This window comes from Mycobacterium sp. pUA109 (genome assembly GCF_041287095.1).
Lineage (GTDB): Bacteria > Actinomycetota > Actinomycetes > Mycobacteriales > Mycobacteriaceae > Mycobacterium.
Map to the genome: position 1 here is coordinate 282,613 of NZ_JBGGKS010000001.1, position 24,757 is coordinate 307,369.

Sequence of the window (24,757 nt, forward strand, 5' to 3'; positions counted from 1 at the left end):
GAGAGCCCGGAAAGCGGTCTGTGGTTCGATCCTGCTCCGCGTCGACGGTAGCGGTGGCACCCTTCGCCAGAATCGGCTCGCCGCCATGCTCGGTTGGGACCGAAGCCGACTCTCGCATCAACTCAGCCGGATGGAGGAACGCGGACTGCTCGTCCATCGGCGTCTGGGCAACGGCGTAGCGATCGACATCACGCGGAACGGGCAAAACCTGGTCGGACAAGCGCGTCCGATCCATGCCGACGCGGTCCGTCGGCGCCTGATCGAGCCCCAGGGGCCGAACGGTTATGCCACGCTGTCAGGACATACTCCGACAGCTCACCGATTTCAGCAACACCGGATAGCTGCCCCGAGGCCGGATCATCCCGAAACAACAAGGATCCCAGGCTTATGAAAATTCAGAAAACAGGAGGACGCGTCATGCGCATCATCACCGTCGAAGAACACTTCCAGCATCCCGAGGTCAGTGCGCGGGTGGCTCAGCTGGCCGGGCCGCCGCCGGTGCCCCCCGAGGCGCTCGCCGAGTTCGGCAATGCCTTCTCGCTTGACCCGGACGCCACCTCCCGCCTGGGCGGCAATCGGCTGGCGCACATGGACGAGGTCGGCATCGACGTGCAGGTCGTCTCGCACGGCAACGGCAGCCCCGGCACCCTGCCGCATCCCGAAGCGGTCCAGCTGTGCCGGCGGGTGAACGACGACCTGGCCGCACAGATCGCCGAACACCCGGACCGCTTCCGCGGATTCGCCACGCTGCCCCTCTACGACCCGGTAGCGGCGGCCGACGAATTGCGCCGGTGCGTCGGTGATCTCGGGTTCGTCGGCGCCCTGATCGCCGGCAGCTACGACGGGCTCTTCCTCGACGACGCCCGGTTCGACCCAATCCTGACGGCGGCCGAGGCGGTGGATCTGCCGATCTACGTCCACCCCGGCCTGCCTCAGGGGACCGTGTCCCAGCAGTACTACGCCGGCAGCTGGCCCGCCTCGGTGCAGGTCATGTTCTCCGGGCCCGCCTTCGGGTGGCATGCCGAAGCCGGCATCCACATCGTGCGGCTGATCCTGTCCGGCGCCTTGGACCGCCACCCCGCGCTGAAACTGCTCAGCGGCCACTGGGGTGAACTGGCCGCCTTCTACCTCGAGCGGTTCGACGAAACCCTGGCCCTGGTGCCCAGCGGCCTCGACCGCACCCCCAGCGACTACTACCGCCAGCAGGTCTGGATCACCCCGTCGGGAATGTACAACCACAACCAATTAGCCTTCATGACCGCTGAATTAGGCGCCGAGCGGATCATCTACTCCGAGGACTTTCCCTATCTGGTGCGCGACGACGTCTCGACCTTCCTGGACCAAGCCGAGCTCTCCGAGGCCGACACGCACGCCATCGCCCACGCCAACGCTGAAGCGCTCCTTCGGATCTGACGCATCAGTCGAGTCTCATCGCGGTGCGGTAGATGCCGCGGTGCGCGGTCCAGGTCGAGCTGGTCGCCGAGGCGTAGGCGTCGAGTTCGCTCCGGAACTCCGGTGCGGCGGTGGCCGCCTCGAACTGGTCACGACTTGCCCATTTGCTGACGTTGATCAGTTGGAATCGGGTCGCCGAGTCGGTGGCCCGGTGCAGTTCGGCGGAGATGAAGCCGTCGGCGGTCCGCATCAGCCGGGAGCGATGCTCCCACTGCGCGATGAACGTGTCGATCTCGTCCTCCGGGATATCGAAGACGTTGATGAAGGTTATCGGGCCGTCATCGGCGGATTGGGTAGTCACAGCGGAAACTCCTTGGGCTCTCAGAAGATGGCGATCGGGTTGACCGGCAAGCCGGTCGCGCCGCTGATGCGCGGCGGGGCGAGGACCAACATGAAACTGTGCCGCTGCTCGTCGCGACACACGTCGGCGAGCTCATCGACCGCGGTCAGGTCGACCAGCGGCATCCCCAGCCGCGCCAACGCCACCTGATGCACCGGCAACGGCGGCGCCCACGGCCGCGCGTCACCGATATCCCCGAGGTAAAGGCTGACCCCGTGGTCGTGCAGCCAGCCCACCGCGTCCAGGCTCAATCCGGGCACTGGTTGGCCCATCGGCCGGTTCAGATCCCAGCCGCCCCGCACCACCACCGCATCACCGCTGTGCACGTCGGTGTCCGCCCGCTGCACCGCCTCGTCGAGGTCGGCGCCCTGCACCCGACACTCCGGCCCCAACCGACCGCCGGGCGCCAGATCCAGCAGCACACCGCGGGTGAGAATCCCTGCACCGAAGACATTGCTGGATCCATGCCGCACCCCGCCGGCCGTCACCGCCGCACCCAACGGAACCCCGGGATACACCTTGTCCCCCAATGGCACATGGGAGACGGCGTCCAGATGCGTCAGCGCCGCATTGTGCGTGTTGATCACCAACGTGTCGGTCATCGCCATTGGCGGCACACCGGTGAAATTCATCGCCTGCAGCACCGCCGCGGGCATCGCGGTGCCGACGCCGACGGGTCCACCGCCCGCGAACGGGACCGGGTCAACCATCCGGGCCAAGCTGACGTGCCGGGCGCTGCGGACCTCGGCGGCCGCGCGAGCCCGCGCCGCGGCATCGATCAGATGCAGCGTGCCCATCTCATCGTCGTCGCCCCACCGTCCCCAATTCGTGGGCACACCACCATTAGCCATTCAGCCCCTCCAAATCACCCCAGGCGCCGCCATCTTGCCGTCGTCACCTGATCTCCTCGCCAGACTGCTCGGTCAACGGTGCCCCTGCCGTCAGTACGTTTTGGATTGCCGGTGCGAGGCGCGCGACCAGTGTGTCGGTGTCGGTGTTGGCGAGGATGGGGACGCCGACGATCCGCCGTCCGACCACGACACCGACCAGCATCGCGGATGCCAGTCCGGCGCGCAGCGCTGCATCGTCGTGATTGGTCGCACGGGAGCGGATGCCGTCGAGCAGTCGGGCCTGGATGAACTCGCGCAGCTGTGCACTCGCCTGCTCGTTGACGATGGCACCGCGCAGCATCGCCATCAGCGGCTCGGAGTCCTGCGGCGCTCCTTCCCATACGCCGAGATGGGCGCGAACGACCCGCTCGCCGAGGTGTTCATCGGGCCCGTCGAACGCAGCGCTCAAGCGCGCCAATGCGTCCGGGGAGATCGACATGACCGCGGCGAACAGCTCATTTTTGGACCCGAAGAACTGCATCACCAGCGACGCGTCGACCCCGGCATCGGCCGCGACCCGCCGGATCGTCGTACCGGCAAAACCATCGCTGGCAAACCGGGCCCGGGCCGCGTCGAGGATGGTCTGCCGGGACGTATTCGGTCCTGGCCGACGCCCGCGGCGCGGGCCAGATGGCGGCGTGCCCTTCGCGCTCATGCCCCAAATCTAGCTCGTCATCCGAATTATCTCAACAGACGTTGACTTCTGTCCGGTCGGACCCGTATGGTCGGGGAAGCCCCACAACCGCGGGCTTCTGAAAGGACGCATATGGCTCAGGTGGAGAACGTTTTCGTGCCGTCGCATCCACTGGAACCCGGTGAGCGGTACGGGGTGCTGAGCGGGTTCGATCCCGGCACGCGGACCCTGGAGGCAGGTTTTCGGCTGGCACCACCGTTTCGGGCCCTGCCGGTCGATATCGTGCTCGACAAGGACGTCCCGGTCACCATGCGGGACGGTGTGACGATCTATGTCGATGTGTTGCGGCCAGCGGGCACCGAGAAGGTGCCGGTCATCGTGGCGTGGAGCCCGTATGGCAAGGGTGAGGGCAGCGCCCCGGCCGCGATGGGGGTGTTCGGGCTGGTCGGTCTGGACAACAAGATCGTGTCGGGCCTGCACAAATTCGAGGGGCCGGACCCGGCGTATTGGTGCGCCCACGGCTACGCGATCTGCAACCCGGATCCGCGCGGCGTCACCGACTCGCAGGGCGACAGCGTCTTGTGGGACCGCCAAGAGGGCCAGGACTGCCACGACCTGATCGAATGGCTGGCCGTCCAGGAGTGGTGCACCGGCAAGGTTGCGATGAGCGGCACCTCTTATCTCGCGGTCGCGCAGTGGTTTACCGCGGCCGAACAGCCGCCGCACCTGACGGCGATCAACCCGTGGGAGGGCATCAGCGACGTCTACCGCGATCTGGTGATGCGCGGCGGCATGCCCGACACCGGGTTCGCCCGACAACTGCAGGACAACAGCTACTGGGGCAAGAATCGCAAGGAAGACATCCTTACCGAGGCCCAGCGCTACCCGCTGGTGAATGACCTGTGGGAGAACAAGATCCCGCGCGTTGACCGGATCAGCGTGCCGGCCTACGTGGTGGCCAGCTACTCCAACACGCTGCACACGGCGGGCACGTTCCGGGCCTGGCGTCGGCTCGGGTCGAAGCAGAAATGGCTGCGCATCCACAACAGCCAGGAGTGGCCCGACTATTACGACGAGTCGAACCGGGAGGATCTGCGCCGGTTCTTCGATCACTTCCTCAAGGGCGTGGACAACGGCTGGGAACAGACGCCGCGCGTGCGGTACGCCCTGCTCGACCTGCACGGCGGCGACCAAGTCAACCTGCCCGCCGACCAGTTCCCGCCGGCCGGCGTCGCCTACGCGAAGTACTACCTCGACGGCCGCTCGCGCACGCTGGGCACCCAGGCTCCCGCGGAGGAGATGACCGCGGTCTACGACACGCAAGCCACGGCAAACTTGGTCTCGTTCCTTGTCGCCTTCGACGAGCAGACCACGCTGGTCGGCTACCCCAAAGCACGGTTGTGGGTCGAGGCCAGGGGCGCCGACGACATGGACCTGTTCGTCTTCGTCCAGAAACTGGATGCGCAGGGGACTCCGCTGCAGGCGTTCACCGTGCCCAACCAGGGCGCGATGCTCCACGACGTCACCGAGCGGGGGGCATCGATCCTGCGTTACAAGGGTTCCAGCGGCCGGTTGCGCGTGTCGATGCGGCACCTGGACGCGGCGCTATCGACCCATGAAGTCCCGGCCCACAGCTTCGACCGGGTCGAGAAGCTCGATCCCGGCCAGGTCGTCGACGTTGAAATCGACCTGCTGCCGATCGGTTTGGTGTTTCACCCCGGTGAACAACTTCGGCTCGTCATCAGCGCACGGGACCTGTTTGGCCCGTGGATGCCCGCGCTGCGCGAATACACGCCGCACAACCGCGGGCAGCACGTTGTCCATACCGGGGGATCCCGCGCCTCGTATCTGCAATTGCCGATCAAGACCGGCTAGCCGGTGGAGGTCGCCGATCGTGAAAGGCCTGCGGCTGTGAACTATCGGACCGGCGCCGTGCAGTCGGCGGATGGAACCTCGATCCCGCATCGCGTGTTCGGTGAGCACGGGCCGCCGATTGTGCTGGTACACGGCGGGCTGCAGGCGGCGCAGAATTTTCGGCGTCTCGCCGAACATCTCAGCGCCCACTACACCGTCTATGTCCCCGATCGCCGCGGCCGCCGACCCCAGACGCCAACCGGCCAGGGCTACGGACTCGCACGGGAAGGCGAAGACCTCGATGCGTTGATGCGCGCGGTCGGCGCGCGGCATGTCTTCGGCCTGAGCTCGGGAGCAACCATCGCGCTCTATACCGCCCTTCAGTTTCCGGGAACCGAAAAACTCGCGCTTTACGAGCCGCCGCTGACCATCGACGGCGCCGACCCGGCGGCCTGGGTGTCCCGATACCAACGGGCGCTGGACGCCGGGCACCAGGCATTAGCGCTGACCGAGATCATCAGGGGCACCGGCGGCCGCGAATACTGGACGCGTCTCCCGCGGGTCGTTCTGGCCCCGCTGCTGCGCATGGGCATCGAGATCGAGGCCAAGCTCGTTTCTGGCGGTGACATCGCCATCAAAGACCTCATTCCGACGATGCGTTTTGATTCGATTGTCCAACACGAGTCCATCGCGTTGGTGAATCCGCGGATCGCCGAGCTTGGGTCGGATGTCCTTCTCGTCGGCGGCGCCAAGAGCGCCGAGGCACTCCGGCGGGGGCTGGACTCGATCGCTGCGCGGCTGCCGAGCGCACAGCGCGTCGAATTGGCGGGCGTGGGACATATCGCGGCCGACAACCGCGGCACCCCGGACAAAGTGGCGCGGCTCCTCGACGAGTTTTTCGGTGCGTAAGCAGCGCACCGGTTCACTCACAACTCGAGCGCGCCCAGCGGGGCGCCGACCGGATAGGTCTCGTCGACCTGAACGGCGCCGTGGCGCAGGACGCCGTCGCACGGCGCGGGGATGTCGGTTTCCACCTTGTCGGTGCCGACGGTGTAGAGGTCTTCACCTTCACTCACCTTCTCCCCGTCCGGAACCAGCCAGCCCAAAAAGGTGCCCTCGGTCATCGTGACATCGAGTTTTGGCATCTTGATTTCCATCTGACTCTTCCTAGTCGGTGACGCGCAGCGCCTGGCTCGGGCAGGAGGCCACCGCCTGGGTGGCGGCCTCGCGTTGGTGGCTGGGGATTTCGTCGATCACCGGGTCAACACGGTGCACGCGCTCAGTCCCGGCGCGCCGTAGACGTGGGAGAACGCCACCCGCGGTGCGCCGGTGACTTGGCGGCGGCCCGCGTGACCGCGCAGTTGCAGCACGTTCTCGTGCATCTGGCGTAGCCCCGAGGCGCCGATCGGTTCACCGTTGGCCAGGCAGCCGCCGTCGGTGTTGATCGGCAGCCGGCCGGTCAGCTCGGTGGCGCCGGCATCGATCAGCTCGGTTTGGGCGCCGTGTTCACACAGGCCGGTCTCGGCCAGGTGGATGATTTCCGCGCCGGCGTCGGTGTCCTGGAGTTGGGCCACATCGACGTCGGCCGGGCCGACCCCGGCGGCCTCGAAGGCGGCCTTGGCGGCGTCGACGCTGGGACTGACCCCGCGCCGCACCGACAGCGACGGGCTGAGCACCTCGAAGGATCCCGGACGGCGGGTCCGCACCGCCGCCCCGGCGATGTACACCGGGTCGGCGCGATGCCGCGTGGCGCGCTGCGCGTTGCAGAGCACCAACGCGGTGGCCCCGTCGCCGGGTGAGCACAGCATGTATTGGCGCAGCGGGTCGGACAGCATCATCGAGGCGTTCACGTCGGCTTCCGATAACGGTTTGCGCCGCCACGCATTGGGATTGAGCGCGCCATTCCGGAATGCCTTGCTGGCCACGGTCGCCAGCAGCCGTTCGGGTAGCCCGTGTTCGTGCAGGTAGCGCTGGATCTTTAGGGCAAAGAACTGCGACGTCATCGCCAGGCCGGTGGTGCCGTACCACTGACCCAGGCCCAGCGCCTCGGGACGGATGCTGAACGCGCCCCGCGGATGCGAATCGAAGCCCACCACCAGCGCCGTCTCGGCCGCGCCCGACGCGATTGCCTGCATGGCGCAGACCAGTGCGCTGGTGCCGGTCGCGCAGCCGTTCAAGACGTTGACGAACGGCACCCCGGTCAGCCCGAGGTCGGCGACCAGCGTGTCCGCCGAACCGGCGTCCATGCTGCCCCCCACCGCGTAGTCGATGTCCGGCCAGGACAGTGCGGCGTCCTCGAGCGCTTGGCGCACCGCAGTCACCGCCTCCTTGCGGGCGGTGGTATCCAGGTAGCGACCGAATGGGCGGCAGCCGATCCCGACTACCGCGACCTCACTGGGCATTGGCGTCTTCCTCCTCGGTCGGCGCGAAAGCGAACGTGGTTGCCGAAGCACCGGTTTCGGTGAGTACCTCGATTCCGGTCAGCCGTATCGGCATCCCGATCCGAAGTCGGTCCGGGTCGGACTCGGTGAGCAGGGTTTCGACGATCACTTCGCCGGGCAACTCCACGTAGCCGAGCCCGAACGGGGCGAAGTCCCCACCGCGCGGCGCATAGGGCGGGCTCGGCGGCGGGAACCGCTGAATCGTCCAGCTCCACAGCACGCCGCGGTCGGCCAGCCGCACCGTGGCCATGTCGGTCGCGCCGCAGCCACGGCACGTGTCCTGGCACGGGAAATGCGTCTCACCGCACGCCTGGCAGCGTCCACCGAGCAGGACCACAGCGCCGTCGGCGATCTCCATGATGTCGGTGTCGATGGGGTCAACGGTCATTCGCCGCTCCAATCCTGGGTTTGCGCACACCGCGTTTGAGGACGACGACATCTCCGGCCACGGCCGCCTGGCAGGCCAGCCGGACATGCTCGCCGCGTCCGCCGTGGTCACCGGAGATGCCGCGAACCGCGGCCGCCTCGGCGTCGCTGGGTGCGGCCAGGTGCTCGGGGTGCTCGAGTACCTCGACGTGGCAGACCAGGCATTCCGCGTTGCCGCCGCAGATCGTGGGCCAGCGGTAGCCGGCGGCGTTGGCGGCGGTCATGATGGTCTGTCCCGCCGCGGCGGAGAATTCGATGCCCGAAGGCTTGACGGTAACGGTCGGCATGTCAGCCTCGCCGCAGTTCGCGCCACGGGCGGCCCCGATCGGGGTCCGGTTCGCGGTCCAGCCCGAGTACCCGCTCGGCGATGATGTTGCGCTGTATCTCCGAGGTGCCGCCGGCAACGGTGAGCCGACGGCTGTCCAACAGTCCGTGGGCCTCGACCGACTCGGCGTCGCCGTCCCAGCAAGCAGCGCTGGGGCCGGCCAGTTCGAACGCCAGCTCGCTGATCCGTTGCGACAGTTCGGATTGCAGCAGTTTGGTGATGGACCCTTTGGCATCGGTCGGGTGCAGCCGCCGGTTGGTCAGCGACAGGGCACGGTCCGTGGCGATCAGCGCGGCCAGCCGGTCGCGCAACACCTCGTCGTGCCACGCGCCGGTGCGGCGGGCCAGCGCAAGCACCGGGCCGAGTTCCACCCCGCTCGCATCCGAGGTGTCGGACAAACCGGAGCGCTCGGCGGTCAGGGTGGACAGCGCCACCTTCCAGCCGCCGCCCCGCGGGCCGAGCATGGTGTCGGCGGGCAGCTCGACGTGCTCCAGGAACACTTCGCAGAAGTGCTCGCTGCCGGTCATCTGGCGCAGCGGTCGAACCGTCACCCCGGGGCTTTGCATATCCACCAGAAAGCAGGTGATGCCGGCGTTCTTCGGCTGGTCGGGATCGGTGCGCGCCAACAGCATTCCGTATCGGGAAATGTTGGCGAATGAGCTCCACACCTTCTGACCGTCGACGAGCCAGGTGCCGTTGTCGGCCGGCACGGCTCGGGTCGCCAGGCTGGCCAGATCCGAGCCGGCGCCCGGTTCGCTGAACAACTGACACCACATGTCCTCGCCGGTCACGATGCCCGGCAGGTACCGCCGCCGTTGTTCGTCGGTGCCCCACGCGAGGATGGCCGGTCCGATCAACACCAGCGGCACAAAATGGTGCACCGGCAGCTCGGCGATCCGGGCCCGCAGCGTGGCGAGGTCAATATGGTCAGCCATCGGCACCATCCGATTCGACCAGCGCGGCGAGCCGACGGCGGTGGCGGCTCGCCGCACCGGTCAGTGCGATCACCGCGTGCGCCCGGCGCAGATAGCGATGCGCCCAGTGCTCCCAGGTGATCCCGATTCCGCCATGCAGCTGCACGGCGGCTTTGGTTGCCTCGACGGCGGTTTGGCGGGCCAGCACGGCGGCCACCGCCAGGTCCACCGCGGCCTGGGCGGTCACCGGACCGTCCCCGAACTGCCAGGCCGCCCCGTACACCGCCGACCGGGTCAGCTCCACCTGGGCGAGCAGATCGGCCAGCCGATGTTTGACAGCCTGGAACGACCCGATGGTGCGGCCGAATTGGACGCGCTGGCTGACGTAGTCGACGGTGCCGTCCAACACCCGCTGCGCCACCCCGAGCAGCTCGGCGGCGAGCACCAGGTCGCTGCGGCGCCGGATCGCGGCCAGCACACCCGCGGCCGGCGCCCCCGACCAGACCAGCACCGGCGGCACGTCGCCGCTGCGAATCCGCCCCATGGAGCGCGACAGGTCCAGCCCGGCCAGCTCGGCGCATCCCAGGGTGTCGCCGTCGTAGCCGACGATCGCCGGCTCGCCGTCGATGGACCGGGCGGCGACGACGAACGCGTGCTCGCCGAAATCCCACACCAACTCGACTTCGGGCTGCGCATCGCCGCATCCGGTCAGCGCCACCGCGGCCGACACCAGCCGATCGCCGCGGCGCACTTCGTCGGGCACCGCTGCCCACCCCTCGCCACGGGGCAGCGGCCCCAGTGCGGCGGCCGACAGCAGCGGGCCGTCGAACAGTGCCGCACCCGCCTGCTCCGCCAAGATGGCGAGTTCGACCGAAGTGGCGCCGCCGAATAGGATCTCGTCGGCACCCACCTCGGCGACCAACCGGCGCCACCGCTGACCGCGCTCCAGCGTCACGGTGGCCGCGAAGTAGTTGCGCAGCACCTCGCGGAGGGCGTCGTGTTCGTCGGTGAACTCGAACATGCGCGGCGTGGCGTCGAGTTGGGTGGCCGACATCAGCGGCGCACCGGTTCGCGACGCGCGGCAAGATAGTCGGCGCGCAGCTGACGTTTGTTGACCTTGCCCATGGCCGACCGCAGCTCGAAATCGACCAATTCCACCAGGTGCGGGCATTTGTAGTGGGCCAGCCGATCTCGACACCAGGCGACGAGTTCGGCGGGGTCGGCGCCGGGGGCGGCGGCGACCAAGGCGCACAGCTGCTCGCCGAGATCGTCATGGGGTATCCCGATGACGGCGACGTCGCGGACGGCCGGGTGGGTGCGCAGCACCGCTTCCGACTCGGCCGGGTAGATGTTCACCCCGCCGCTGACCACCATGTCCGAGGCGCGGTCGGTCAGATACAGGTAGCCCGCGGCGTCGAGGTAGCCGATCTCGCCGAGCGCGAAGACCCCGTCGGCGACATAGCTGCGTTGCGTCTTGTCGGGATCGCCGTGATAGCGGGGCCGATGCCCGGTGGTCGATCGCACGCAGACCAGGCCGGGTTCCCCGGTGGGCAGCACGGCGCCGTCGGCGCTGCGGATGCTCAGTTCGTAGCCGGGCAGCGCCGTGCCGACCGAGCCGGGGTGGGCCAGCCAGTCGGTGGAGTCGATGGTGGTGACCGTGCCGGCTTCGGTCGACCCGTAGGCCTCCAGGAACACCGGCCCGAACCAGGCGATCATCGCCCGCTTGACGTGCACCGGACAGGCCGCGCCGGTGTGAATGATGCTGCGCACACTGCTCACGTCGTAGCGGTCCCGCACGTCGGCGGGCAACGCCAACAGTCGGGAAAAATGCGTCGGCACCATCATCGACGCCGCGACGCGGTGCCGCTGGATGCCGGCCAGCACGGTCTCGGCGTCGAACTTTCCCATGATCACCACAGGTGTGCCGGCCAGCAGGCCACGCACCCCCGCGATCGGCGCGGTGTGATGCAGCGGCGCGACGATGAGGTGCTTGCCGGCCGGCCGGAACCGGGATTCGGCGACCAGTCGCACATGCTCGGTCATCGAGTCGCCGCCGGGGTACATCTGCTCGGGCAACTCGACGCCCTTGGGCACCCCGGTGGTACCCGAGGTGTAGTACAGCGGTTTAGCCGGTGCGAAATCGGCCGACGGTTCCTCGTCGGAGTGCGCGCCCAGCAGGCGGTCGAAGTCGCCGACACCGGCGACCTCGGCCTGCCCCCAGGCCACCACCGACACGTCGGGGTCGGCGGCGCGCACCGTCGCGGCGGTGCCCGCGCTGCACAACACGGTGTGCACCGCCGCGTCGCGCAGGATGTAGCCGACCTCCGCCGCGGTGAGGTGGTAGTTCACCGGCACCGCCGACAGTCCCGCATAGGTGATCGCCAGATGCGCCAGCGCGGTCTGGGTGCTGTTCTCGGCCATCACCGCGACCCGGCGGCCGGGCTCGACGGTGGCCGTGAGCCAGTTGACGGTGCGGTTGAGCATCGAATTCAGCTGGGACCAGGTCCATTCCGTAGTCCCATCGGTGATGGCGATCCCGGCGGTATCCCGCTGGGCGCACTGGGCGATCCCGTGAGCCAACCGGCTATCCCCTCGCCTGCACGGCCGCCCGCGACCGCGACACCGCCGCGGTCGCGGCGGCGACGATCTCGTCGCCGCTGGGCACGAACGCATCCTCGAGGACCTTCGCGAACGGGATCGGGGTGTTGGCGCCGGCGACCCGCTGCACCGGGGCACCCAGCTCGTCGAACAGGTTCTCGGTGATCAGGCTGGCCAGTTCGGCGCCAAACCCGCCGCGGCGCACCGCCTCATGGATGACGACCGCGTGCCGGGTGCGGGCCACCGATTCCAGGATCGCGGCCTCGTCCAGCGGTACCAGGGACCGCAGGTCGATCACCTCGGCGTCGATGCCGTCCTGCGCCAGCCGCTCGGCGGCCGCCAGCGCGTCGTGCACCTGCCGGCCGTAGCTGATCAGGGTGACGTCACGGCCCGGCCGCACCGTGGCAGCGCTGCCCAGCGGGACGACGTGATGTCCGGTCGGGACCGGTTGCGGCGGACCGAAATACAGCAGGCTCTGCTCCACCACCACGACCGGGTCCGGGTCGAAGATGGCGGCGGTCAGCAGCCCTTTGGCGTCGGCCGGGTTGCTGGGCACCACGACCTTGAGGCCCGGGATGTGCGTCAGCCAGGCCTCCAACATTTCCGAATGCTGGGCGCCGAACTGCATTCCGGCGCCGGCCGCGCACCGGATGGTGAGCGGCACGGTGGTCTGCCCACCGGACATGTAGCGCAATTTGGCGGCGTGGTTGGACAGCTGGTCCATGCACACCGCGAGGAAGTCCATCAGCATGATCTCGGCGACCGGGCGCATGCCGGCGACCGCCGCACCGATCGCCGCCCCCACGATGGCCTGTTCGCTGATCGGGGTTGCCCGCACCCGGTGGGCCCCGTATTTGGTGGACAGCCCCACCGAGGTTTTGAACACGCCGCCACCGGGATCGGCGATGTCCTCCCCCAGCAGAAACACCGACGGGTCGCGGCCGAGCGCGTCGTCGAGCGCACTGCAAATGGCCTGAAATCCCGACATCGGTTGCTCGCTCATACCAGCGCCTCCTCGTAGACGTCGGTCAACCCCTCGGACAGCTCCGGGGCCGGGCTGTCCAACGCGAACTTGACCGCGGCCGCCACCTCCGCCTTGGCGTCGGCCTCGATCGCCTCGATGTCGGCGGCGGTCAGGACCGCGTTGTCGATCAGCCAGCCCCGGAACCGCAGCACCGGGTCGGCGGTGCGCTCGGCGTCGAGCTCGCCGGGCTTCATGTATTCGTTGCCGTCGGACATCTGGTGCCCGTAGAACCGGAACGTCATCGCCTCGAGCAGGGTGGGTCCCTGCCCGGACCGCGCGCGGTCGATGGCGTGTTGGGCGGCGGTGTACATCGCGACCGGGTCGTTGCCGTCCACCCGGACACCGGGCATGTTGTAGCTGGCGGCGCGGTCGGCGATCCGCTGCACGCTGGTTCCGTCCTCGAACGCGGTGTGTTCGGCGTACCGGTTGTTCTGGCAGCAAAAGATCACCGGCAGCTTCCACAATCCGGCCAGGTTGCACGCCTCGTGGAAGGCGCCGATGTTGGTGGCGCCGTCACCGAAGTTGACCACCGTGACCCGGTCGTCGCCTTGCAGTTGCGCGGCCAGCGCCAGCCCGGCAGCGATCGGCAGGCCGCCGCCGACGATGCCGGTGGTGACCATCAGCCCGGACGCCGGATGGGTGATGTGCATCGGGCCGCCTTTGCCCTTGCACGTTCCGGTGGCCTTGCCCATGAACTCGGCCCACAGTTGCGGCATCGGCACGCCCTTGGCCAGGTGGTCGTGCAGCCCCCGGTAGGTGGTGACCACATAGTCGGTGGGCTTCAGCGACGCCCCGATCGAGGCCGGGATGATCTCCTGGCCGCGCGGCGAATAGTACTGCGCACTGACTTGGCCGGTGAGGATCAGCGAACGAAACTTCTCGTCGCACAGCTTGATCCGGGTGGCGGTGGTGAAGATCCGGGTCAGCGTGGCGGCATCCACGTCCTCGGCGCTGGAGCTGGACACGGCGCCCCCTTCTATTAGTTGGTCCGACAATTAATTTGTAACAGCGGTCACGATTGCTGTCAATGATGCTGGTGGCCGGGGTTCGCGCTAGCGGGGTTTCGTGGGCTGGTCGGCGGATCCGTTGCCGGGATCCAGCAGCAGCGCTTCGAACAGCTCGGTGATCGCGTCCATGGCGGCCGGGTCTCGGCCCGCCGACAGTTCGGCGAAGCCGGCGATGATCGCGTTGACCACATGCGCAACCTGGACGGGATCGTGGTCGGCCGGGATCAGCCCGCCCCGCTGCCCCTCCCGCACCGCCAAGGTCAACGTCTCGGTCACCCGCACGGCCTGCGCGGCAAACGCGTCGGCGAGTTCGGGATGACGGCGTGCATCGATCGGCGCCGCGGCAACGAATCCGGCCAGGTCGGGGGATTCATGGTTGATCCGCATCGACTCGTCCAGCACCACCCGCAGCAGCCCGGAAACCGAATGCGGGCCGGCCAGCGCCCGCGCGGTCCGCGCGATGATCTTGCCGTACACGTCCTCGCACACGGCTTCAAACAGCTTGCTCTTGGTGCCGAAGTGGTAGTACACCGAGCCGGCCGTGACGCCGGCGATCTTGGCGATCAAATTGTTGGTCGTCGGCCCATAGCCGTGCTGCGCGAAACACTGGCAGGCGGCGTCGATTACCCGTTGGCGGGTGTCGCCGCTGTCGGTTCCCGCCGGACGCCCCGGCCCCGACTTGGTGTGCGTGTCGGTCACCCGACCATCATGGCGTACCGCAACGGAATTAGAGCCCTTCCCGCCCAGCCGTGACCCCACGTTCATACATTGACCTCCTCAGTGACCCATGTTACAAATTAATTATTGGACTAGCTAATACTGTCGGGTACCCGGCTGGGCGCGCGGCAGCACCACCGACAAGCGGGGAGTAATTCCGATGGATCTCAGCCTCAAGGGAAAACGCGCGCTGATCACCGGCGGCAGCCGCGGTATCGGTCTGGCCATCGCCCGCACGTTGCTGGCGGAGGGCGCCGCGGTGGGGATCTGCGCGCGCGGTGAACAGGGGCTCACCGCGGCAGCCGGGCAGCTCGCCGAACAGGGCACGGTGTTCCACAAACCGGTCGATGTCAGCAACGCCGAAGCGACCACCGAGTTCGTGGCCGACGTCGCCGACGCCCTGGGCGGTCTCGACATCGTGGTGGCCAATGCGTCGGCGTCGGTCGGCGAGGGCGCCTCGTCCTGGGCCAACAACTTCAGCACCGATCTGATGAGCTTCGTTCACCTCATCGAGGCGGCCACCCCGCATTTGGAGAACAGCGAGTCGGCCTCGGTCGTGGCGATCACGAGTACCTCGGCGCTGGAAGCCGGGGTATTGCCCACCGCCAACAGCTTCGGCGCGCTCAAGGCCGCGATGCTCCAACACGCCGCTGCGCAGGCTCGACTGTTGGGCCCCAAGGGGATTCGGGTGAACGCGGTGTCGCCGGGACCGGTCTACTTCGAGGGCGGGGTGTGGGAGACCATCAAGAACGGGATGCCCGACCTCTACGACGCGGCGGTCGCCTCGGCGGCCCTGGGCAAGCTGGCCTCCGCCGACGACGTGGCCAACGCCGTGACGTTCTTGGCGTCGCCGGCGGCCGGCCACATCACCGGGACGAATCTGGTGGTCGACGGCGCGTTCACGAACCGGTTCGACTTCTGAGCGCTGGTGCCCGACTCCACCCGTCGCGTCCAGGCCGCCCTGGTGTGCGGCGGCCAATGGCACGATTTTGACTACGCGCGGCTGGAGCTGTTGACCGAGCTTGCCGCGTTCGAGCAGGTCCACACCCGGGTATTCGACGACTACGACCGCATCGATGCCCTCACGTCCGCCGATCTGCTCATCACCTACACCTGCAACCGGGTCCCTTCGTCCGACCAGTGCTCGGCGTTGTCGGCGTTTCTGGCCCGCGGCGGTCGCTGGCTGGCCCTGCACGGTACCAACGCGTACATCGTTGCGGCGTCACCGGGGGCGGGCCACCTGTTCACCACACCGGACATCGGCGGCGGTGTTCCCGAGCTGCTCGGCAGCCGGTTTCTCGGTCACCCACCGATCACGCCGTACGCGGTGACCCCCACGGTGCCGGATCACCCGCTGCTGCGCGGCATCGGCTCGTTCGAGGTCACCGATGAGCTCTACATTTCCGAGCTGCATCCCCCGCTGCAGGTGTTGGCGCACACCCGCTTCGTCGGCGAGTCCACCGGCTTCGCCGACGGACACACCAGCGTCGACGAGCCGCGGCCGGTGTTGTATTTGAAACGGCACGGCGCGGGCACGGTTTGCTACTTCACGCTGGGCCACTGCCGCGGCAGATTCGACCTTCAGGATCTCGGTGTCGACGACCTGGGCCAGGTGGACCGGGGCAGCTGGAATGTCCCCGAATACCGCACGATTCTGCGGCGCTGCCTGCGCTGGGCCGTCACCGGAACGCTGGAACCGATGGACTGAGCGGCGCACCTCACTCCGGCTCTTCTCCCGCCCGGAGGACGGCGGCGACACCGTCGACCTCGGCGAGTATGTGTCGCGCGTTGACGACCTTGGCACCCGACAACGTCATCACCACCCCGACCTGGCCCCACTCGATGCCGCGAGCGTCGGGCTCCAGTTCGACCAACTGCCAGTCCCGTTGGCCGCAGATCTGCAGCAGCTTCCGCAGCACACCCCGGCTGTCTTGATAGATGACGTGCAGCCGCACCGTCCCACTCAGCCGTGCGGTGAGATGGCGCTCGGCGGCCATAAAGGCCAGCACGCTGACGAAGTGCAACACCACGACGGTGATCGCGAGCAGCAGCATGCCGGCGCCCGCCGCCATGCCTATCGCAGCCGATTCCCAGACTGCCGCCGCGGTGGTGAGCCCGTGCACCGCGCCACGCCGGGTGATGATGATGCCCGCACCTAAAAACCCGATACCCGAGACGATTTGGGCTGCAACACGGGACGGGTCGAGCGTCACCGTGTTCGTCGACAGAACATCGTTGAAACCGTACTTACTGACCAAAAGGATCAACGCTGCCGAAGTGCCGACGATGGTTTGGGTCCGCAGCCCCGCACTCTTACCTTGCAGCGTTCGTTCCAGGCCGATGAGTGCGGTCAACCCAAACGCGACCACCAGCTCGACGGTTTGCCGGCTGCCCTGCCCGGCGCCGCTGAAGAAGTCCTCATACCACCACTGCATGCGCACAAGCTAACCCATTAACGAGCCAGCGTCGCGCGGTTGCCGGACCTACCCGCCCAGGTAGGCGTCCAGGTCCTGGTGGAACTGGCGGATCCGGATCTCCTGGTAGTTGGCCAGCGTCACCCCGGGTTTGGTCATCGACTTCAACCCGCGCTGCACCCACGCCAGGTTGGACAGGTCCTGGTTGAGCACCGCGCACAGCCCACCCAGCTCGGGTGCGGCACTGTAATCTTCGTCCGGTCCCAACCAGTGCGCCGGTTCGGCTTTCGGTTTCGGCACGCCCGCCGGCAGCGACACCAGCATCATCACGTCGAAGATGCAGCGGTCCGGGTCGTTGCCGTACGGCCGGAACCGATAGGTCAACGGCGCGCCCGCCCCCGCCCACGGAGCCATGTTGGGGAACACGAAATACTCGATGGCGTCCACGATCTCGCTATCGCTGACGGCCGAGAAATCGGCGCCGGTCGCCGCGGCCAGCTGGCCTCGCATCGCTTCGGCGACCACCGGGCGCGCGTCTTGGCCCTCCGGGACCGCGAAGCTGCCGACTCCCTCGGGGTAGAAGTCCCGAAACATCGCCTCCAGCACATCCTGGGGCTCCAGCTGTTCGCCCAGGTGTGGGCTGCTGGTCGCCTGCGGGGTGATCATCCGGTTGAACCCGGGCAACCCGTCGTCGCGACGGTAGATGTCGTACTGAGTGTTGCAGTCGCCGAGATACTCCAGCAACTGCGGATGGGTCGCGATGACATGGTAAGACTCGATAAACGCCTCCAGCGCCACCTTCCAGTTGCATTCGATGATTTTGGCGACATGCACCGCCTTGAAGCGGTCCTGCAGCCGGAACGGCTCAAAGTGCCGGTCCAGGTCACCGATGAACTCCGCCAACGGCACGGCGTCGCGGTCGGGGTTGACGAACACAAAGCCGGCCCAGGTACCGGTCAGCGCTTCCGGCAGCCCGAACTGGTCGTCGTCGATATGCGGGAAGTCCCAGCGGCACGGCACGTCCGCGAGCTCACCATCGAGGCTCCAGGTGAAACCGTGGAACGGGCAGCGCAATTGGTTCGCGTGCCCGGTGTCGTCGCACAACCGGCGGCCCCGGTGCAGACACGCATTGTGGTAGGCCTTGATCTCGCCGGCGGCGTTGCGCACCACGATCAACGACATGTCGGCGACGTCGTAGACGATGTAGTCGCCCGGCTCCGGGATGTCCTCTTCCCGGCAGGCGAACTGCCACACCTTCTTCCAGAGCTTGTCCACCTCGCGTTGGTGAAACTCCGGGCTGATGTAGCGCTGTTTGTCGATGTCGGCCGAGCCGAGGTATTCGTAGGATTCCTCGAGCAGGGGCGCGGGCACCGCGCGGGTGTCGGTGGCCAACAGTTCCTGCACGGTCGGCCCCGGTGAGCGCGCCTCCCCCGGCCCGCTGGGACGCTGCACGCTGGTTTCCGTCATGTTGCCTCCAAACTTACGAGTGGTCTGCCAGGGCCGGCGCCGCGAAGTACTGCTCAATCGCGGTGCCGATGAACGCCGAACCGTTGATCGCCAAGCCGCCGTCGACGTAGAGCACCTGGCCGGTGATATAGGCCGCCGCGTCCGAGGCCAAAAAGGCCACCGCGGCAGCGATATCGTCGGGTTTGCCCAGCCGGCCCAGCGGCATTGCGGCGCCGATCGCGTCCCGCAGGCCGGCGTCGCCGAACTCGCCGGCCGTCCCCTCGGTCAGGACCAGGCCCGGGCCGACCGCGTTGACCCGGAGCTTGCGGCCGGCGTACTCCAACGCCATTTGCTTGGTCAACGCGACGAGGGCGGCTTTGGACGCCGGGTAGATCCCGCGTCCCGCGCCCCCGACGGTGGCGAGCACCGACGCGAGGTTCACGATGGTGCCGCCGGCGGGGCCGAACTTGGGCGCCAGCGCGCGGGTGACCAGCCACGTGCCGCGCACATTGGTGCCCAGCACGGCGTCGATGTCGGCCACCGTGCTGTCGTCCAGCGTCGCCGACCGCCAGATCCCGGCATTGTTCACCAGCACATCCACCGAATCGACCGCCGCGGCCAACTCGGCCACCGATCGTTCGTCGGACACATCGCACACCACCGCGCGCCCGCCGATGGTGTCCGCCGTCCCCCGCGCCGCCTCGGCGTCACGATCCACCACGATCACATCGGCGCCGGCGGCCGCTAGCTGTTGCGAAATCGCCTGTCCAATACCGTTTCCCGCACCCGTGACCACCGCCGTCGGCACCCTGACCTCCACTTCCCAACTGCTATGAGCCGGCCCTTGTGTATGACTCAGCTCACTATTATATTGGTGAACCAATTAGTCAAGTCGAGACACAAGCGCCCGGAGGCGACTTTGACCGAAACAACTGCCAGGTCGGGGACCTACTCAGCCGACGCCTTCGATCCCCTCGACCCACAAACGCTGCAGTGCCCGTTCCCGTGGTATCGCACCCTGCGCGAGCAGGCGCCGGTGCAGTTCGTGGCCAGCCGGGGCATGTGGTTCGTCACCTCGCGGGAGCTGGTCGCGGAGGCGCTGACCAACCATGAGGTGTTCTCGTCGAACTTCGGGGTGCCGCAGTTGCCGGCGCCGGAGTCGATTGCCGCCGAGGTTGCCGAGATCGCCGCCGAGGGCTGGCCGCCGGTCCCGACCTTGCTCACCGCGGACCCGCCCGAGCATCACTACTACCGCCGGATGGTGGCCAAAGCCTTTACCCCGCGGTTCATCGCGCAGCAGGAGCCGGCCATCCGTCGCATCGCCACCGAGGTTGCCGAGCAACTGCCCGCGGGGCAGCCGGTGGAGTTCCTCTCCGGGTTTGCCGCGCCGTTGCCGCTGCGAATCATCGCGCACGTCCTCAACGTCCCCGACGACCGGATCGGCGACTTCAAGCGCTGGTCGGATCAGTTCGCCGCCACGGTCGGGGCCGAACTCGACGACGCCGGCCGGCTCGACCAGGCCCGCGGCCTGCTGGAGTTTCAGCGGTATTTCGCCGCCGAGCTCGACGACCGGCGCGCGACGCCGCGCGGTGACCTGATCACCGGGCTGGTGAACGCGTCCACCGCCGAGGACGACGAGCCGCTTTCCACCGGCGCCTGCCTGAGCATCATCCAGCAGCTGCTGATCGCCGGCAATGAGACGACAACCAAGTTGCTGGGCGGGTCACTGCACCTGCTGGCGCAGTCACCCAAGTGGTGGGATTGGTTGTGCGAGAACCCCGCCGAACGCGCCGAGGTCTTTACCGAAGAAGCGCTGCGGTATTTGACCCCGGTGCAGAGCATGTTCCGGATCACCACCGCCGAGACGCAACTGGGCGGGTACACCATTCCGGCGGGTGCGCTGGTGGTGCTCGGCTTCGGCTCGGCGAACCGCGACGACGCCCAGTTCGACCAGGCCGACGAGTTCAACCCCGAGCGGGCCAACGCCAAAACCCACTTGGCGCTGGGGCACGGCATCCACGCCTGCCTGGGTGCCCCGCTGGTGCGGCTGGAGGCCAGCATCGCCCTGCAAGAGCTGGCCCGCCGATTCAGCAGCGTCCAATTCGCCGACGGCAACAGCTTCGAGTACGAGCCCAGCTTCATGCTGCGCGGCTTCAAACGGCTGGCGCTGATCTTCCAGGCCCGGGACTGACCCGACGATGACGGTGCAGATTACGGCCACCGAGGACGCGTCGAATCCGGCCACCCGCACGGTCGGGCGCTGGTCGAGAGGCTACGTCGACCGGCATCCGCTGGCGGCCCTGCGGACCGTCGGCGGGCAGTGCGTGCTGGCGGTGCGCACGGCGCAGTACCTGTGCACCGACCTGGCCCGGGGGCGCTTCCCGTTCACCGAATTCGTCGAACAGGCCACCTTCATGGCGCGGACCGCGGTGGTGCCGACATTGTTCGTCGCCGTCCCGTTCAGCGTGACACTGGCCATCCAATTCAGCCTGCTGGCAGGGCAACTCGGCGCCACCTCGCTGGCCGGGGCCGCCAACGGCCTGGCCGTCATCCGGCAAGGCGCACCGCTGGTGGCGGCGGTGCTGATGGCCGCGGCGGTCGGCTCGGCGACCGGGGCCGATCTGGGATCCCGGGAGATCCGGGAAGAAACCCACGCCATGGAAGTCATGGGGGTGTCGGTGATCCGGCGGCTGGTGGTGCCCCGGCTGGCGGCCAGCGTCCTGATCGCGGTCGCGCTGACCGGGTTCACCTGCTTCATCGGGTTTTTGGCCGGATACGCGTTCACGGTGATGCTGCAGGGCGGCACCCCCGGCAGCTACACCGCGACGTTCTCGTCGTTCGCCACCGTCGACGACCTGATCCTGACCCTGCTCAAGGCGGTGGTGTTCGGCGCCATCGTCGCGATCATCTCCTGCTACAAGGGTCTGGACACCCGCGGCGGACCGGCCGGGGTGGCCAACTCCGTGAACGCCGCTGTGGTGCAATCGATCCTGCTGCTGCTGCTGATCAACGTGCTGATGAGCCAGATGTATCGGGTCCTGTTTCCGAAAACCAGTTTCTAAGCCATGGCAGCCACCTTCCTTCCCACCGGGGTGCGTCCCGTCGTCGCGGTCGCGAACCAGTCCAGCGACCAGATCGCGCAGGTCGGACACATGGTGGCCTTCTTCTTCCGGACACTGGCCAGCATTCCGCTGGTGCTGCGCCGCTATCGGCATGAGTTCTTCCGGCTGCTCTCCGACGTGACTTGGGGCAACGGTTCCATCGTCGTGGGCGGGGGCACCGCCGGTGTGGTGTTGTTGAACGGCGCCGCCGGCGGGGCGGTCGTCGCGATCGAGGGCTACAACGCGCTCAACCTGCTGGGGCTGGGGCCGGCGACCGGGTTGCTCACCGCGCTGGCCACCGTCCGCGAAATCGCGCCGATGATGGCCGCACTGAGTTTCGCCATCCAAGCCGGCTGCCGGTTCACCGCACAGTTGGGCGCCATGCGCATCTCCGAGGAGATCGACGCGCTGGAGTCGCTGGCCATCCGGCCCATCCCCTACCTGGTGACCACCCGGGTGCTCGCCTCCGCGTTGGCCATCGTCCCGTTATTCATCATCTGCCTGTGCCTGAATTTCCTGGTGTGCCAGTTCGTGATCTATTTGGCCAGCGGACAGTCGTCGGGCACCTACCTGCATTACTTCGGGCTGATGTTGTCCGGTCGCGACATGGTGTTCGCGGTGATCAAGGTCGGGATCTTCGTGGCGATCATGTCGACGCTGCAGTGCTACTACGGCTTCTACGCCGCCGGCGGCCCGCGCGGCGTCGGTATCGCGGCCGGCCGGGCCATGCGGGCCAGCATCACCATCATGGTCGGCGTCAACATGCTGCTGACGATGGCGTTTTGGGGCATCGACTCCGGCGGACGGCTGGGCGGTTAGATGGCTCGCCAGTTCGAGTTCGACGGCCGGGGCCTGTCCACGCCGAAGTTGCTGGCGATGGGCGCGGCCTTCCTGCTGGTCTGTGCGCTGCTGGGCTGGCTGCTGTTGGCCAAATCGCAGGGCAAGCTGGACCCACGGGTTCAGGTCACCGCACTACTCAGCAGCGTCGGCGACGGGTTGCCGCGCAAGTCCGACGTGAAGTTCCGCGGGGTGCTGGTCGGAGCGGTCCGCGAGGTCACGCCGGCAATGAACAACCAGCCCAACGTGGTTGAACTCGATATCAAGCCGGGACGCGCCCGCGGCATCCCGAATACGGTGACCGCGCGGATCGTGCCGAGCAACGCGTTCGCGGTGTCCACGGTGCAGTTGGTGGATCACGGCCCGGCGGCACCGCTGCGCAGCGGCAACGTGATCGCCGAGGACACCACCCTGCCCACCCAGTTGTTCCAGACCACGCTGATCAAACTGCGCGAGCTCGTCGCGGCCGTGACCCGACCTGGCAACGACCAGACCCTCGGGCTCATCCGGGTGCTGGCCGACGCCACCGCCGGGCAGGGACCGGCGCTGGACTCCGCGGCGCAGGGGCTCAACCGGATCGTCGCCGAAATGAACGACCTCAGCGCCGAACAGACCGGGCCGCCCACCCTCAAAACGTGGGAATCGGCCATCGCGGCACTGCGCGGCACCGCGCCCGAGCTACTGGATTCGCTGCACAGCGCGGTCGTCCCGATGCAGACCGTGGCCGAAAAGCAGGTGGCGCTGCAGAACCTGCTCACCGGCGCGCACGGCACCGTCGGCACCGTGCGTACCGCGATGGACAATCACACCGATCAGCTACTGGCCATCAGCACCCAGCTCACGCCGGTGGTCGGCGTGCTGACGGACAGCTCGGCGAAGTTCCCAGCGATCGCGTTGGGGCTCAACAACCTCGTCAACACGTTCTTCGACGAACTGTGGACGCGCACCGGCAACAAGTTGGCCTTCACCTTCAAGCTGGTGGTGGCGCTGGCCCCGCTGCGGCTGTACACCCGGGCGGACTGCCCGGTGTACGGCGAACTGCGCGGGCCCAGCTGCGACACCGCCCCCGAAACGACGCCGGTGGTGGACACCCACGGGCTACCCGACGCCCGCGCCTACATCCCACCGCCGGGCACCACGCTGCCGGCCCCGGGCGCCGAGCTGCCCGCGCCGGGCGGCGAGCTGCCGACACCGACCAACCCGGCCGACCAGATCCTGCTCGGGCCCACCGGGAATCCGCCGCCCGCAGAGACGTTCGAACCCTCCCCCACCGCCCCACCGGCGGGCACCCCGTGACCGCCCACCGGCGCCAGCTCATCTGGCTGGTCCTGTTCCTGGTGGTGTGCTTCTCGCTGACCTCGACCATCATGGTCACCTTGCGTCGCGAGGTCACCGGACCCACCAACGGCTACACCGCGGTCTTCACCGACGTGACCGGGCTGCGGGCCGGCTCCGATGTGCGGATGGCCGGGGTGCGGGTGGGGCGGGTCGACACCATCGACCTGGACCGGGACCTGGCCAAGGTGCGGTTCCGGATACAGCGGGGCCAGCCGGTGTACGGCAACACCAAGGCGTCGGTGGTGTATCAGAACATCATCGGCCAGCGCTACGTCGGATTGTCCCTGGCCGAGTTCGGCCAGCCCCAGAAACTGCCCGACGGCGCCACCATCCCGGTCGAGCACACCGAGCCGTCGTTCGATGTGACCAACCTGCTCAACGGATTCGAGCCGCTGTTCACCCTGCTGGACCCCGACAACCGGGGCAACTTGTCCAATGCGCTGATCAAAGCGCTGCAGGGCGACTCCAACTCGCTCACGGTGCTGATCAGCGAGACCTCGCGGCTGGCGCAGTCCCTGGCCGGACCCGACGACCTGCTCGGCCAACTGGTCACCAGCCTGAGCACCGTCACCCAGAACCTCGCCGACCAAGGCACGAACCTGCAAACCACCCTGACCCAACTGCGCGCGGTGGTGGCGGGACTGAACGTGCACCGCGACGAGCTGGTCGCGTCCGCCGGCTCCATTTCCACGGTGGTCGGCCGCCTTTCGGCGATCCTCACCTCGGTGCGACCCGACCTGGAGGACATGGTCAACCGCCAGCCCGGGCTGCTGGCCACCATGGTCGCCGACCAGGACCAATTCGCCACCTTGGGCGCCAACCTGCCGGCCGTGCTCAAAGGGCTGGCCCGGATCAGCGGGGACAGCACCGCCATGAGTGCGCAGGCGTGCGACTTCAACTTCACCCTGTTCAACTTCCTCAAGCCGATCGTGCCGAGCATCATCAACGCCGCGACCCCGGGCGGTTGGCGCAAGTACTCCCCGCAGTGCAGGTGAACTG

28 protein-coding genes are annotated in these 24,757 nt (G+C 67.9%); 11 read left to right on the plus strand and 17 right to left on the minus strand.

Translation table 11 applies throughout. The features are described from left to right. The first annotated feature begins 85 nt into the window (after positions 1-85). Both ACAG26_RS01425 and ACAG26_RS01430 read left to right on the plus strand, forming a co-directional pair. A complete protein-coding gene (locus ACAG26_RS01425) occupies positions 86-391 on the plus strand; it encodes a hypothetical protein (protein WP_370478822.1) in 306 nt (101 codons plus the stop codon). Positions 392-417: 26 nt separating this feature from the next. Then, positions 418-1,413, plus strand: coding sequence for an amidohydrolase family protein (locus tag ACAG26_RS01430; RefSeq protein ID WP_370478444.1), 996 nt, complete (start codon positions 418-420; stop codon positions 1,411-1,413). 4 nt (positions 1,414-1,417) lie between these two features. Here ACAG26_RS01430 and ACAG26_RS01435 read toward each other — a convergent pair whose 3' ends face one another. From ACAG26_RS01435 to ACAG26_RS01445, 3 genes are read right to left on the minus strand one after another with little or no spacing between them, the layout of a single operon-like run. Next, the gene (locus ACAG26_RS01435) at positions 1,418-1,753 is read right to left on the minus strand and encodes an antibiotic biosynthesis monooxygenase (protein WP_370478446.1); all 336 of its coding nucleotides are present in this window, start codon (positions 1,751-1,753) and stop codon (positions 1,418-1,420) included. A gap of 20 nt (positions 1,754-1,773) precedes the next feature. Beyond that, positions 1,774-2,643 (minus strand): cyclase family protein, encoded by an 870-nt coding sequence (locus ACAG26_RS01440; RefSeq protein WP_370478449.1) that lies wholly within the window; start codon positions 2,641-2,643, stop codon positions 1,774-1,776. Positions 2,644-2,686: 43 nt separating this feature from the next. Then, a complete protein-coding gene (locus tag ACAG26_RS01445; protein ID WP_370478451.1) occupies positions 2,687-3,337 on the minus strand; it encodes a TetR family transcriptional regulator in 651 nt (216 codons plus the stop codon). Between the two features lie 111 nt (positions 3,338-3,448). Between ACAG26_RS01445 and ACAG26_RS01450 the strand changes: the two genes are divergently transcribed. Continuing rightward, positions 3,449-5,191, plus strand: a complete 1,743-nt coding sequence (locus ACAG26_RS01450; RefSeq protein WP_370478454.1) for a CocE/NonD family hydrolase — start codon at positions 3,449-3,451, stop codon at positions 5,189-5,191. Between the two features lie 36 nt (positions 5,192-5,227). Then, a complete protein-coding gene (locus tag ACAG26_RS01455; RefSeq protein WP_370478456.1) occupies positions 5,228-6,079 on the plus strand; it encodes an alpha/beta fold hydrolase in 852 nt (283 codons plus the stop codon). 17 nt (positions 6,080-6,096) lie between these two features. Here ACAG26_RS01455 and ACAG26_RS01460 read toward each other — a convergent pair whose 3' ends face one another. The 11 genes from ACAG26_RS01460 to ACAG26_RS01510 form a co-directional block, all read right to left on the minus strand. Continuing rightward, entirely contained in the window at positions 6,097-6,327 is a 231-nt protein-coding gene (locus ACAG26_RS01460) for a lipoyl domain-containing protein (protein WP_370478459.1), read from the minus strand. Positions 6,328-6,337: 10 nt separating this feature from the next. After that, entirely contained in the window at positions 6,338-6,427 is a 90-nt protein-coding gene (locus tag ACAG26_RS01465; protein ID WP_370478461.1) for a ferredoxin, read from the minus strand. Next, complete coding sequence (locus ACAG26_RS01470) at positions 6,424-7,572, minus strand: thiolase family protein (protein WP_370478463.1); 1,149 nt, start codon at positions 7,570-7,572, stop codon at positions 6,424-6,426. Before ACAG26_RS01470 ends, ACAG26_RS01465 begins: the two co-directional genes overlap by 4 nt. Then, positions 7,562-7,999 carry a Zn-ribbon domain-containing OB-fold protein gene (locus tag ACAG26_RS01475; protein ID WP_370478466.1) on the minus strand — a complete coding sequence of 146 codons (438 nt, stop codon included), beginning with the start codon at positions 7,997-7,999 and terminating at the stop codon, positions 7,562-7,564. The genes ACAG26_RS01470 and ACAG26_RS01475 overlap by 11 nt, the downstream gene beginning before the upstream one ends. Further along, a complete protein-coding gene (locus tag ACAG26_RS01480) occupies positions 7,989-8,324 on the minus strand; it encodes a 2Fe-2S iron-sulfur cluster-binding protein (RefSeq protein WP_370478468.1) in 336 nt (111 codons plus the stop codon). The genes ACAG26_RS01475 and ACAG26_RS01480 overlap by 11 nt, the downstream gene beginning before the upstream one ends. A gap of 1 nt (position 8,325) precedes the next feature. Next, positions 8,326-9,297 (minus strand): acyl-CoA dehydrogenase family protein, encoded by a 972-nt coding sequence (locus ACAG26_RS01485; RefSeq protein ID WP_370478471.1) that lies wholly within the window; start codon positions 9,295-9,297, stop codon positions 8,326-8,328. Continuing rightward, the gene (locus ACAG26_RS01490; RefSeq protein WP_370478473.1) at positions 9,290-10,330 is read right to left on the minus strand and encodes an acyl-CoA dehydrogenase family protein; all 1,041 of its coding nucleotides are present in this window, start codon (positions 10,328-10,330) and stop codon (positions 9,290-9,292) included. Before ACAG26_RS01490 ends, ACAG26_RS01485 begins: the two co-directional genes overlap by 8 nt. Then, a complete protein-coding gene (locus ACAG26_RS01495) occupies positions 10,330-11,856 on the minus strand; it encodes an AMP-binding protein (protein WP_370478476.1) in 1,527 nt (508 codons plus the stop codon). The genes ACAG26_RS01490 and ACAG26_RS01495 overlap by 1 nt, the downstream gene beginning before the upstream one ends. 4 nt (positions 11,857-11,860) lie before the next feature. Continuing rightward, positions 11,861-12,877, minus strand: a complete 1,017-nt coding sequence (locus ACAG26_RS01500; RefSeq protein WP_370478478.1) for an alpha-ketoacid dehydrogenase subunit beta — start codon at positions 12,875-12,877, stop codon at positions 11,861-11,863. Further along, positions 12,874-13,863 (minus strand): thiamine pyrophosphate-dependent dehydrogenase E1 component subunit alpha, encoded by a 990-nt coding sequence (locus tag ACAG26_RS01505; protein ID WP_370478481.1) that lies wholly within the window; start codon positions 13,861-13,863, stop codon positions 12,874-12,876. The genes ACAG26_RS01500 and ACAG26_RS01505 overlap by 4 nt, the downstream gene beginning before the upstream one ends. Before the next feature lie 87 nt (positions 13,864-13,950). Further along, complete coding sequence (locus tag ACAG26_RS01510; RefSeq protein WP_370478483.1) at positions 13,951-14,604, minus strand: TetR/AcrR family transcriptional regulator; 654 nt, start codon at positions 14,602-14,604, stop codon at positions 13,951-13,953. Positions 14,605-14,782: 178 nt separating this feature from the next. On the opposite strand from ACAG26_RS01510, the gene ACAG26_RS01515 reads away from it, so the two are divergent. Together ACAG26_RS01515 and ACAG26_RS01520 are read left to right on the plus strand one after the other, a co-directional pair. Next, a complete protein-coding gene (locus tag ACAG26_RS01515) occupies positions 14,783-15,544 on the plus strand; it encodes an SDR family NAD(P)-dependent oxidoreductase (protein WP_370478485.1) in 762 nt (253 codons plus the stop codon). 6 nt (positions 15,545-15,550) lie between these two features. Beyond that, positions 15,551-16,330: a ThuA domain-containing protein gene (locus ACAG26_RS01520; RefSeq protein WP_370478489.1), complete on the plus strand. Its 780-nt coding sequence runs from the start codon at positions 15,551-15,553 to the stop codon at positions 16,328-16,330. Positions 16,331-16,340: 10 nt separating this feature from the next. On the opposite strand, the gene ACAG26_RS01525 is transcribed toward ACAG26_RS01520, so the two are convergent. From ACAG26_RS01525 to ACAG26_RS01535, 3 genes are read right to left on the minus strand one after another with little or no spacing between them, the layout of a single operon-like run. After that, the gene (locus ACAG26_RS01525) at positions 16,341-17,057 is read right to left on the minus strand and encodes an MgtC/SapB family protein (protein ID WP_370478491.1); all 717 of its coding nucleotides are present in this window, start codon (positions 17,055-17,057) and stop codon (positions 16,341-16,343) included. Positions 17,058-17,105: 48 nt separating this feature from the next. Next, a complete protein-coding gene (locus tag ACAG26_RS01530; protein ID WP_370478494.1) occupies positions 17,106-18,503 on the minus strand; it encodes an SRPBCC family protein in 1,398 nt (465 codons plus the stop codon). 13 nt (positions 18,504-18,516) lie between these two features. Next, positions 18,517-19,302 (minus strand): SDR family NAD(P)-dependent oxidoreductase, encoded by a 786-nt coding sequence (locus ACAG26_RS01535; RefSeq protein ID WP_370478496.1) that lies wholly within the window; start codon positions 19,300-19,302, stop codon positions 18,517-18,519. A 99-nt stretch (positions 19,303-19,401) separates the two neighbouring features. Here ACAG26_RS01535 and ACAG26_RS01540 point away from each other — a divergent pair, with 99 nt between their 5' ends. The 5 genes from ACAG26_RS01540 to ACAG26_RS01560 are packed head-to-tail and all read left to right on the plus strand — an operon-like array spanning position 19,402 to position 24,753. Beyond that, entirely contained in the window at positions 19,402-20,673 is a 1,272-nt protein-coding gene (locus ACAG26_RS01540; protein WP_370478499.1) for a cytochrome P450, read from the plus strand. Between the two features lie 7 nt (positions 20,674-20,680). Continuing rightward, the gene (locus tag ACAG26_RS01545) at positions 20,681-21,544 is read left to right on the plus strand and encodes an MlaE family ABC transporter permease (protein WP_370478501.1); all 864 of its coding nucleotides are present in this window, start codon (positions 20,681-20,683) and stop codon (positions 21,542-21,544) included. 3 nt (positions 21,545-21,547) lie between these two features. After that, a complete protein-coding gene (locus ACAG26_RS01550; RefSeq protein WP_370478503.1) occupies positions 21,548-22,402 on the plus strand; it encodes an MlaE family ABC transporter permease in 855 nt (284 codons plus the stop codon). Further along, complete coding sequence (locus ACAG26_RS01555; protein WP_370478505.1) at positions 22,403-23,716, plus strand: MCE family protein; 1,314 nt, start codon at positions 22,403-22,405, stop codon at positions 23,714-23,716. After that, a complete protein-coding gene (locus ACAG26_RS01560; RefSeq protein ID WP_370478507.1) occupies positions 23,713-24,753 on the plus strand; it encodes an MCE family protein in 1,041 nt (346 codons plus the stop codon). Before ACAG26_RS01555 ends, ACAG26_RS01560 begins: the two co-directional genes overlap by 4 nt. Positions 24,754-24,757 lie beyond the last annotated feature (4 nt).